An 11,556-nucleotide genomic window follows, 5' to 3' on the forward strand; every position below is an offset into this window, starting at 1 on the left:
GTTTAGCGAAGTTAAGTTGAAATAAAGGATATGCAATTATGCAAATGGATGCATGGCTTCTGTCCCATTGTGTGATTAAGATGAAACTATAGATATGACACAATCATATAGGGAGTGGTATGCCATGATCAATGAAACCGTACGCGCGGACATTACCGTCGTGGGCGGCGGGCTGGCCGGCGTGAGCGCCGCCATCGCGGCCGCGAGGCTAGGGCAGACGGTGTCGCTCGTGAACAATCGCCCCGTCCTGGGGGGCAATTCGAGCAGCGAGGTCCGGGTGTGGGTGTGCGGCGCCACCGGACACGGCATTCACCGGTACGCACGCGAGACCGGCATCATGGGGGAGCTGTTCATCGAGAATCAGTACCGCAACATCGAAGGGAACCCGTACTACTGGGACATGGTCGTGCACGAAGCGGTACGCGCCGAGCCGAACATCACGCTGTTCCTGAACACGGACGTGCATGAGGTCGAAGCCGACGGCGATGAAAACACCCGGACGATCCGGTCCGTGACGGGCTGGATGATGGCGTCCGAGCGGCGGATCCGCTTCGAAAGTCCCGTCTACCTCGATTGTACGGGTGACGGGCTTGTCGGCTTCCTCGCCGGAGCCAAGCACCGCATCGGCCGCGAGGCGCGGGAGGAGTACAACGAAGAATGGGCGCCGCATGTCGCCGACAGCATTACGCTGGGCAGCACGCTGCTGTTCTACACGAAGGATGTGGGCCATCCGGTCCGCTACGTTCCCCCCAGCTTCGCCAAGGACATCACGAAGACGACGATTCCGGAGCGGCGCATTATCCGCAGCGGCGACAACGGCTGCGCCTATTGGTGGATCGAATGGGGCGGCGAGCTGGACACGGTCCATGACAACGAACGCATCCGCGACGAGCTGTGGTCGGTCATCTACGGCATCTGGGATTATATCAAAAATTCCGGCAAATTCGATGCGGCGAATATGACGTTGGAGTGGGTCGGTTCGATTCCAGGCAAGCGGGAGTACCGCCGCTTCGTCGGCGATTACGTGCTGAACCAGAACGACATTCTCGCCCAGCGCGAATTCGAGGACCGCGTCGCCTTCGGCGGCTGGTCGATCGACCTGCATCCGCCTCAAGGCGTTTACTCGACGGAGGCCGGCTCCAAGCATCTGCATATGGACGGCATCTACCACATCCCGTTCCGGTCGCTCTACTCCGCGAACGTGAACAACATGCTGATGGCCGGCCGCGACATCAGCGCGACGCATGTGGCCTTCGGCACGACCCGCGTCATGGCGACGTGCGCCGTCATCGGCGAAGCCGCCGGCACCGGCGCGGCGCTGTGTGCCGCCAAAGGCGTGTCGGCACGAACGCTGCACGCGGAGCACCTGCAGGAGCTGCAGCAGACGCTGCTGCGGCAGGACGCTTCCGTCATCGGCATTCGGAACGAGGACCCGCTCGATTTGGCGCGTCGCGCCAGCCTCAGCGCTTCGTCGACGCTCACCCGGTTCGCGGTGGAGAAGACCGCAGGGGCGGTCGCCCTCACGACCGACATCGGGCTGACCGTGCCCGTCGACCCCGCGCTCGACGGCTTGGAGCTGCTCGTCGATGCGAGCGAGGACACGGATTTGACCGTCGAGCTGTGGAGCACCGGGCGCTTGGAGAACTACGTGCCCCACACGCAAATAGGCTCGGCGACGGCTTCCGTCTCGCGCGGCGGGCTGCGTTGGGTGAAGCTCGACCTCGCCTGGACCCCGGGAACGCCGCAGAACGCCTTCCTTGTCGTAAAGGCGAACGAGGCGCTCGCTCTGCACTTCAGCGACACGCCGCGCAGCGGCAGCATCGCGTTCTGGAAAGGCGCCAAGCCTCGCGTGTCGGCTTCGCTCGAGGAGCACCAGCCGGAGCAGCTGGTGGTGCAATGGAACATGCGCCGCTTCATGCGGCAGACGCCTTGCTTCCGCCTGACGGCGCCTACCTCGGCTTTCGCGCCGGAGAAGGCGACCGACGGCTACCTCCGCCCGTACGGAGGACCGCACCTGTGGTCCTCCGAGGAGGTCGCCGCCGGCCGGGAGGAATGGCTCGAGCTGCAGTGGGCGCAGCCGGTGCAGGTCGGGACCGTTCACGTCGTCTTCAATGACGATGTGAACGAGGACCTGATCAACCTGCACCATCACAAGACGCCGTTCGAGGCGATCCCCGATCTCGTCCGGGACTACCGGATCGAGGCCGCTACCGCCGACGGCGGCTGGCAGGTTGTCGCGGAGTACCGCGACAACCACAAGCGCAAGCGCGTGCATGCGCTTGCTGCTGCGGTGACGACGGACCGCCTCCGCGTCGTCGTCGAAGCGACGAACGGCGGCCGGTTCGCCGAGATCATTGAAGTGCGGGCGTACGCCTAACGAACGAACAGGCGGGAAGGATCGGGCAACCGGTCCTTCCCGCCTGTTCGGTTTATAGCCCGCCCTCGGAACCGGCCACCGCCCGGCTGCGCCGGTACTCGGTGGGAGACGAGCCGGTCCAGCGCTTGAATTGCTTGCTGAAGTGCAGTCCGTCCTGGAAGCCGAGCTTCGCGGCGATCTGTTCGAGCGACTGGCCCGGCTCGTCCAGCTCAAGCCGGCACCGGTGCAGCACGAGGTTCGACATGTACGTCTGCGGCGAGACGTGGAAGGTACGCCGGAACATCCGGTAGCAGTACGACGAACTGTACCCCAGCTCTTCCGTTATGCGGCCGATGGCGCCTCGGGACGGCTCGGCCCCGAACCGCCCTTCCCGGACCCCGCGCTCGATCCGCTCCGCAAGCCGATACGCGATCAACGTGCCTGCATCCGGCAAAGCCCGCTCCCGCTCCATGCTGCCCATAACCGCGAACAGCACGAACAGGTGGGAAACGAGCTTCATGCGTAAAGACGGATGGCTCCTCTCCCGCGGTCCGCCGTCGCTCCGCATCGTCTCGATCAGCTGCCCCAGCGGATGGCGCAGTTCCCGTTCCAGCGGGGAATCCTTCGGGTGCAGACCGCAGAGAGACTGGCTCAGGATGGAGCGCAGCTCGTAATCCTCCACGTCGAAATGCAAGGCGAAATAGATGATGGGACGTCCCCGGGTTCCCAGGACTTGCCGCTGAAGTCCAGGCCGTACGAGGAGAATGTCCCCCGCCGTCATGCGGTACTCGTGATTTCCGATCCGTACCTCTTGGATCCCTTCCAGGAGCACATTCAATTCGAAAATGGGGAAGCTGATCTGGTGGGTCCACCAAGGCACCAACGTTTTGCGCCAATGGGACTCGTAAATTCGGATCCCCAGCTCCATATTCGGCATCCACATCGTTTCATAGCGATCCCCCTCGTACAACCGGCCCCCTCCTCGCGCATCCTCCTATATTCATAGCCTAATCATAGCACGATCTGTCCATATCCAGACAAGATCTGTCCATTCAGGCCCCCGGCAGACGCAGGCATACTAAAAGAGAATCCAATACTAAGGAGGGAACTGATGACAATGAGAAGCAAGATGATCCAACTATGCGTGCTGACGGCTCTGCTGCTGGGGCTGCTGGGCGCGCAGACGGCATTCGCCGCAGACAAGCTGATCGGCAATTTCGGTTTTGAAAGCGGTCTCACCAGCTGGTCGCCATGGGGCGGCACCGGCGCAGCCAGCTCGAGCACGGCCCAGCAGCATTCGGGTTCGTACAGCGCCAAGATCACGGACACGAGCACGACGGTGCAGTACGGCTTGGAGAGCGCCAAAATCGCCATTTCACCGAGCAAAACGTACATGATCTACGCGTGGGCGTATATTCAGAGCGGCAGCGCCGATCTGTACATCCGCTTCTACGACAGCAATCAAACATACATCTCCACTGCCTTCGTCTCGAAGAGCACCCCGGTTAACGAATGGACATATATGAAGGTTAAAGCAGCTTCTCCGGCTAACGCAGCCTATGCGACCGCGCTCGTCTACTCGAACGCCGCCAACACCGGGACGGTCTATTGGGACGATGTGTTCCTGACCGCCGACTTCACGAACCTGGACGCCCAGGTCTACGGAGAAGCGCCGATCCATTCCGCGGTATTCGGTAAGGACGCCGCCAATGAGGATGTCATCTATGCCGTAGCGGACGGATCGATCCAAGATCCGGTCACCTCCCCGGCCAAGCTGACAATCGTCGACTTCAACGCGAACACCGTCGTCGCGACCAAGCCGCTGAACGGCTCCGGCGCTTCGTGGGCGACCGTGAAAGCGACGGACAACAAAATCTACATGGGAACGGTGAATAACGGACATCTGTATCAATATACGCCTGGAGCGGCCAATGTCGTTGATCTCGGGGTTGCGGTACCGGGAGAATATCACGTATACTCCCTGGCGGCCGGCGTGGGTGGCAAGGTGTATGGCGGAACGGCCAACAACGCCAAGCTGTTCCGCTATGATGTCGCCAATGGCTTCATGGAGATCCAGGCCGCTAATCCGGTCGCGGCGGGGGAAACTTACGTGCGCAGCCTGGCCTACGATATGGCGAACAACAAGACATATCTGGGCACCGGCACGGACGGCCGCCTGATCTACTTCGACAACAATACGGGCAACCGGTATGACATCCTGCCCAGCGCGTACAACAGCGATACATTCGTGTATACCTTGGATTACACCGGGGACCGCCTGTTCGCAGGGTTGCGGAACAGTAACAAGATGCTCGTCTTCAATATCGTGCATAATGCAGGCTCAGCTCCCACCGTTACCCTCGATACGGAAATTCCGGTCGTAAACTCGCTCGGGGTCTCGGATGAGCATAACGGCAACGTGTACTACACGGTCGGCGGCCAGCTGCACGCTTACAACATCGCTTCCAAGACGGACACCAACCTGAACGTCACTGTAGGCTTTAATGCCGTAGCCGATATCGGGGTCGTGCAGCTGACCGATCAGACCAATTGGCCGGGATATTCCGTGGTGACGCTCGGTCAGGTTAGCGGCGGCATCCAACTGTTCAAGTACAATCTCCAGACGGGAGCAACCGCGCTCATCCCGCTCGATTTTCCGGATACGCCGACTTCCATTCGCAGCGTCGCCTCCGGCCCCGACGGCAACATCTATTCGTCCGGCTACCTCACCGGAGGACTCGGCAAGTATCAGCCGATTCGCAGCGATCTCACCGATACGATGTACGGCTTCGGTCAAGCCGAAGCGATGATGTCCTACAACGGCAAGCTGTATCAGGGGATTTATCCCAAAGCCCATCTGGTCCAGTATGACCCTGCTACGAACATCAAGGCCGATCTGTTCGATCTGGAGGCCGAGGAGCAGGACCGCCCCTTCGGGCTCGCCGCCGGCGACGGCTATGTGTTCGTGGGGACATCCCCGGCGTACGGCAAGCTGGGCGGCGCCCTGACCGTCTATAACACGGCTACGAATGCCAGAACTACGGTGCGCAACATCGTCCAGGACCAAGCCGTGATTAGCCTGGCTTACCAGAACGGCTATGTGTACGGCGGTACCTCCGTCTGGGGCGGCGCGGGCACGACGCCGGCGGCGAGTCAAGCCGTCTTCTTCCGATACCAGGTGTCAACCGGCAACGTGACCACCTACACGCTGCCCGGCGTCAGCGCCAACTCCATCCAGGCCATTACCGGGGTTACAGCGGACATCAACGGCAAGATTTTGTTCTGGGCGGAAGGCTATCTTATGAAGTACGACCCGACTACGAACACGATCGTCAACAAGGGACAAAAATATCCGATCAGTTATACGATCGGGCAAGCCAACGGGATCTTCAAGGATGGACTCATGCTGATCGGCAAGGGCGATCACGTATACGGCACGATCGGCGGGAACCTGTTCGTGATCGACAAAACGACGGATGCCGTCACGACCATCCCGACCCCGACGGGAGCCAGCTGGATCGCGCAGGACGGCTTCGGGAACTTGTATTACGGCCACGACGACGATCTCTGGCGCTATGCGTTCTAGCTCCTTCTCGGACACTCATGCAGGAAGCCGCCCCTCTCGGACACTCATGCAGGAAGCCGCCCCTCTCGGGCCGGCTTCCTGTTCGTTGCTTTTACTCGTCCGGCGATCCCTGCATCCAATCCCGGTGCTTGCGCCGGTAATCCTGCGGAGGGAAACCCACCGCCTTCTTGAACATTCGCGCGAAATAGTTCGCGTCCTCGTACCCGAGCGCGTAAGCGATCTCCGCTACGCGCTCGTTCGAGCCGGCGAGCCGGTGCATGGCCATCGTCGCCTTCAGGCGATGCAGGTACTGCAGCGGCGGCAGGCCGGTATCGCGCAGGAACAGCTTGCGCAGGTGCGGCTCGCTCGTCCGCACGGCGTCGGCGAGCTGCCGCACCGTCGGCAGCGCATCCGGCCGCGCGGCCATCAGCGCGATCGCCTCGCGCACGCGCGGGTCGGTCCGGTCCGCACCCGTACCGATGCCCGCGCCCGCTGCGCCTGCCGCGCGGCCTGCGGCCAGCAGGCCGAGCAGCCGCAGCAAGCCGGCCTGCAGCAGCAGCGGCTTGCCGGCGCTGTCGGCCGCGGCGGCGTCCGCGAGCAGGCCGCGCAGCACGGCGGCGAGCTCGGCCGCCGCCGGATCCGCCGCGCGGCAGCAGCGCAGCGGGAACCGCAGCGCTACCGGCCAGCGGCCGCCGCGGCCGAGCGGCAGGGGGAGCGCCGCCTCGAAGTTCAGGCTCACGATGCCAAGCGTGGCCGACTTGGCGTGGCAGGCGAGCCGGGTGCCCGGCGCCAGGAACAGCAAGTCCCCCGCCACGCACTCCAGCGGGGGACCGCCATCCGCTTCGAGGACGAGCATCCCATCCTCGACGAGCCAGAACACCGCCTGCTCCAGCGTCCGGTCGGCGATGCGCCAAGTATGTGTGAGCGCATACCGCTTGATATGCAGGAAGCGAATCTGCATCGCTTCGGTAATGCGCCCTTCAATTGGCAGCATGATCGAATCGCCCTCCTAACTGCTGCGAATAAAGGAAAAAATGTCCGTTATCCACCAACGTCGCCTGCATTTCTATCAAATAAAGAACAACTTTTCATCTATTCGCTGTCAGGAGCCGCGAAACCGGCATCCGATGGGCAATAGATGAAAAAAGTTCTTCTATTGCCCTCAGATCCCCTCTTCCGACCCCATTAGCTGCAAATTTTTCCTCTACTCCATGCGCCATCCAGCCATCCAGCTATTCAGAACTGCCATCTAGTAGCGGTCCACCTTACGACACCCTACTCCACCGGCACCTTCCCGACGATCGCGTCATTGTACCGGTGCGTATCGACCCCGCGTACGAGATACGTCTTGATCCGCTCCTTATCGCCGCCCCACTCGTCCATCTTGAACTTCACTTCCGGCGTCGTATAGCGGAGCGAGAACGCGACCCGCGGAATGGCCGACGTATTCGGCTTCGAGCCGTGGAACGTCGCTTCGTTGAAGTAGACGACCTGGCCCGGCGTCATCTCCATGTCGACCACCTTCGACTCATCGATGAGCTTCTCGTCGATGCCTTGCTGGAACGCACTTGCCGCGTCGCCAAGATCAACGTGCTCGGTCCGCTGACGGTGTGTACCCGGGAGGAGCCGAAGGCAGCCGTTCTCGACGACCGAATACCCGAGCGTCACCCAAGCGGTTGCATTGATGGCGGGCTCCATCGGCCAATAGTTGATGTCCTGATGCCACGGAATGAACTTGCCGTTGCCCGGCTCCTTGTACCAGAAGTGCATCGCCCACAGGACGACGTTGTCGCCCAGAATTCGCTGAATCGGGTCGACGATGTTCGGGTGGGTCGCCAGCTCATACGCCCAACGGTGCCTTTGATGCCACGCGGACATGTTCGCCTTTGTCGGACCCGGCTCATACTTGGACATGCCGAGCGTGTCGAAGAACAGCTGATAGTAACGGTCGGCCTCCTCCAAGCTCAGTGCCTGCACCGGCCCGCTGAAGCCGACCTCGTGGAATTTCTCCAGGGAAAACGGGGTTCCTTGCTGAATCATAGCGCTTCCTCCTTGTATGGTAGCATGAAATGAGGTTCATGACATCATCATACAACCGCACCAACGCTTAACCCATTCCCCAAAACAATTATTCCTAGCACAAAACGCTCCATTCTCGCCTACCCCTTAATCCCCGAGCTCGCCAGCCCTTCCACGAACCATTTTTGGCACACGATCACTACGATCAACAGCGGCAGGAGAGCCGACACGGAAGCCGCCATCGTCAGCACATAATCGGTCCCGAACTCCTCCACGTAGTTGGTCAGCCCGAGCGGAATCGTGTACAACGGTTTGTCGCGCAAGAAAATCAAAGGCGCCTCATACTCGGTCCAGTGCCAGGTGAAAGACAGGATGAGCAGCGTCACAAGCGCCGGCTTCGTCAGCGGCAGGCTGATCTGCCAGAACATGCGCCAGAAGCCCGCCCCGTCCACCCGCGCGGCCTCCATTAGCTCGCCGGGCAGCGTGCTGAAGAACTGCCGCATCAGGAACGTCCCGAACACGGTAAACATCCCCGGCAGAATGAGCGCCCAATGCGTGTTGATCAGCTTCATCCAATCGAACAGGATAAACCTCGGCAAGAGCAGCACCTGACCCGGGATCATCATCGTCGAGAGGTAGAGCAGGAACAGCGCATTGCGCCCCTTGAACCGCAGCTTGGCAAAAGCGAACCCCGCCATCGCGCTCGTGAACAGGTTGCCCGCCACCGTAATACCCGTGATTTTGATCGAATTCCAGTAATAGACGTAGAAGGGGTTCGCCCCGGTCCACACTTTCTTGTAATTGTCCCAGTGAAATGTATTCGGGATCCAGTCGATCGGATACTTGAACACATCGCCATTGACCTTGAACGACGTAGAGATCATCCAAAGATACGGCACGATCATCAGCACGGCGAAAACCCCGATAACCAGCGTCGCGATCACCTTCACCACCAGCTCGAGCGGCTTCATCCGTCGTCCGGTCCCCCCGATGCGCCAAGCTTGCACCCCGGTCCGCCCAACAGTCGTTTTATGCGAGTCCATCCGGACGCCTCCTTTCTCCATAGCTTCCTGTTAAAAATGCTGCTGCCACCGCTTCTGCCCCTGCCACTGAATCATCGTGATGACGAAAATAATGGCGAACAGCACCCAAGAAACGGCCGCCGCGTATCCCATTTTATAAAACCGGAAGGCCAGCAAATAAATGTGATACGACAGCACCATCGTGGAGTCGATCGGCCCGCCTTGGGTCATGACCGCCACGGGACCGAACACCTGGAACGACCAGATGATCAGCGTGATCGTGACGAGGAACGTCGTCGGAGTGAGCATAGGCACCGTAATCTGCACCAACTGCCTCAGCTTGGAAGCGCCGTCGATCTCCGCGGCCTCGTACAGTTCCTTGGATATCCCTTGCAGCCCGGCGAGGAACAGGATCATTGCGTACCCGATCGTCACCCAGACGGACATAATGATGATGGCATAGAGCGCCGAATTCGGGCTGGAGAGCCACCCGGGAGGATGGTCCACGCCGATGCTTTTCAGGAATTGATTGATCGGGCCCGTGCGCGAATTGTACAGGATGCTCCAGACGACGGAGACGGCGACCAAAGTGCTCATGTACGGGAGAAAAATAAGCGTCCGCAGCGTATTGCGGAAGTACACATACTTGTTCAGCACGATGGCGAGCAGCAGCCCGATGAGCATGGAGGACGGCACGCTGAGCAGGGTGAAGACCGTATTGTTCTTGAGCGCCTTGAAAAATTTCGGGTCGTCCCCGAGCGCCATGAAGTTGTCGAGCCCCACCCAGCGGATGCCTGCGAGCCCCTTCAAATATTCCCAGTCCACGAACACCAAGTACAAGCTGAACAAGATAGGGAACAACACGAAAATCAAGTAGCCGGCGAAATTCGGGAGGATGAACAAATACCCGGCGATCTGCTCTCTGATGCGCGCGTTATGCCAGAGGGGTTTCATATGCTCGCGCTCCTTTGGTCCAAGTTAAAATGAATCCGATATTCTTCTACTGTAGCAAGCCTCCGCGCTAGACCAGAATGGATGCAGGTTGACGGTTTCTGTAGGATTCTTGACAAAGAATTGCACGGTAGCTGCCGCCATGGCCGGCGGCAACCGCGACAAAAGGCAAACCCCCGCCGCCGTCTCGGTAGACGGAGCGAGGGCTCGGAAGAGGCATCTATAGCGGACTCGTTACTTCTTCGCGCTCTTGATCGTGGCGTCGGCGCGGGACTTCATCGCCTCCAGCGTTTTATCGATGTTCTGGGAGTTCAGGAGATACTTCTCCATCTCCTCCTTGTAGATCTGCCCGATCTCCACCGGAGCCGGCACGTTGTAGGACGTCGGGTACGTATAGGAGCCGGACAGGACCGCCTGCAGCGAAGCCTTGTCGATCAGCTTCTCGGAATCGCCGATGAGCAGCTGCGCGATCTTCGCCTGATCCGCCTTTTTGTTCGTCGGGATCCGGCCGCCGGGCACCATCGACATGTTGCCTTCCTTCAAATACCAGTCGATGAATTTCATCGCCGCTTCCTTGTTGGCGCTGTTCTTGTTGATGGACATGTAGTCGCCCATGCCGCCGCCTACGTTGACGTTGCCTCCGGCCTTGTACTGCGGGATCGGCGCGAATGCGATCGGGAAATCATGCGGGAAGCTCTTCGTGTCCTTGATGTAGCGAATGAGGTAGATGGCCGCCGACACCATGGCCGCCTTGCCGGTGAGCAGCTCGTTCTGGTACGTCAGCTTGCCGGAGAACGCCTCCGAATATTTGACCATCACGCCGGCGTCCTCGAGGCTCTTCTGCAGCTCCAGCCCTTTCTTGAGCGCCGGGGAGTTGAAGTTCGAGGTGCCGTCGGCCGTGATGACCGTATCGGCCGGCTTGTCGGTCGTGAGCACCTGCATGCCGAAGTTGCCGAGCTGCGGATCGTGCATCGTGCCTTTGCGCTCGCCTTTGTTCAGCTTCTTGGCCAGCGCTGCGAACTCGTCCCAAGTCCAAGCGGTCGGGATTTTCTCGCCCACCTCGTCGAGCGCCGCCTTGTTGATCAGCACCGCGCCCACGTTCTTGTTAGCCGGCAAGTAGTAGTACTTCCCGTCCGGGAATTTGCGGATATTCGCGGCCCCGATGATTCCCTCCACATCGAAGCCGACCTTCGCGATCAGATCGTCGAGCGGCGCCACCATGCCGGATTGGACCCGCTTCGTAATTTTGTCGTCGCCGTAGGACATGAAGATGTCGGGGGCGTCCGAGTTCGAGAGGAGCGCCGTCTCCAGCTTCAGATTCCCGGCGTCGTCGTTCACATAACGCGTGTATTCGACCTTGATGTTCGGGTTCGCTTTGTTCCAATTGTCTACGGCCTCCTGGGGACCGCTCTCCGGCTGGACGCCGCCCCAGAATTTGATCGTGACCGGCTTCTGCGTGTCCGCCGGCTTGGCGCTCTCCGTCGGCTTCGTCGAGCCGCCCGGCGTGCTCGATGCGTTCTGCGTCGAACTGCTGCAGCCGCTTAGCACCATTGTGGCCGCCAAGACGAATCCGGTTGCGGCAGAGATCCATGTTTTTTTCATAGGCCCATCCCCTTTGCTGGCTAGTGGTGGTGATCTTCGAG

Annotated in this window: 8 protein-coding genes; 2 read left to right on the top strand and 6 right to left on the bottom strand. The window is 60.4% G+C overall.

All coding sequences use genetic code 11. From position 1 onward, the window contains the following. Positions 1–124: 124 nt before the first annotated feature. Positions 125–2,377, top strand: a complete 2,253-nt coding sequence (locus tag ACI5FR_RS09255; protein WP_405453415.1) for an FAD-dependent oxidoreductase — start codon at positions 125–127, stop codon at positions 2,375–2,377. Positions 2,378–2,429: 52 nt separating this feature from the next. Here ACI5FR_RS09255 and ACI5FR_RS09260 read toward each other — a convergent pair whose 3' ends face one another. Then, the gene (locus ACI5FR_RS09260) at positions 2,430–3,326 is read right to left on the bottom strand and encodes an AraC family transcriptional regulator (RefSeq protein ID WP_405453418.1); all 897 of its coding nucleotides are present in this window, start codon (positions 3,324–3,326) and stop codon (positions 2,430–2,432) included. 141 nt (positions 3,327–3,467) lie between these two features. On the opposite strand from ACI5FR_RS09260, the gene ACI5FR_RS09265 reads away from it, so the two are divergent. After that, positions 3,468–5,942 carry a carbohydrate binding domain-containing protein gene (locus tag ACI5FR_RS09265; protein ID WP_405453421.1) on the top strand — a complete coding sequence of 825 codons (2,475 nt, stop codon included), beginning with the start codon at positions 3,468–3,470 and terminating at the stop codon, positions 5,940–5,942. Positions 5,943–6,033: 91 nt separating this feature from the next. Here ACI5FR_RS09265 and ACI5FR_RS09270 read toward each other — a convergent pair whose 3' ends face one another. The 5 genes from ACI5FR_RS09270 to ACI5FR_RS09290 form a co-directional block, all read right to left on the bottom strand. Continuing rightward, complete coding sequence (locus ACI5FR_RS09270; protein WP_405453424.1) at positions 6,034–6,915, bottom strand: AraC family transcriptional regulator; 882 nt, start codon at positions 6,913–6,915, stop codon at positions 6,034–6,036. A gap of 281 nt (positions 6,916–7,196) precedes the next feature. Then, positions 7,197–7,961 carry a phytanoyl-CoA dioxygenase family protein gene (locus ACI5FR_RS09275; RefSeq protein ID WP_405453427.1) on the bottom strand — a complete coding sequence of 255 codons (765 nt, stop codon included), beginning with the start codon at positions 7,959–7,961 and terminating at the stop codon, positions 7,197–7,199. A gap of 119 nt (positions 7,962–8,080) precedes the next feature. After that, the gene (locus ACI5FR_RS09280) at positions 8,081–8,983 is read right to left on the bottom strand and encodes a carbohydrate ABC transporter permease (protein WP_405453430.1); all 903 of its coding nucleotides are present in this window, start codon (positions 8,981–8,983) and stop codon (positions 8,081–8,083) included. 30 nt (positions 8,984–9,013) lie between these two features. Beyond that, positions 9,014–9,916 carry a carbohydrate ABC transporter permease gene (locus ACI5FR_RS09285; RefSeq protein ID WP_405453433.1) on the bottom strand — a complete coding sequence of 301 codons (903 nt, stop codon included), beginning with the start codon at positions 9,914–9,916 and terminating at the stop codon, positions 9,014–9,016. 231 nt (positions 9,917–10,147) lie between these two features. Further along, entirely contained in the window at positions 10,148–11,515 is a 1,368-nt protein-coding gene (locus ACI5FR_RS09290; RefSeq protein ID WP_405453435.1) for an ABC transporter substrate-binding protein, read from the bottom strand. Positions 11,516–11,556: the final 41 nt, after the last annotated feature.

Source organism: Paenibacillus sp. HJGM_3 (assembly GCF_045062745.1).
Lineage (GTDB): Bacteria > Bacillota > Bacilli > Paenibacillales > NBRC-103111 > Paenibacillus_AA.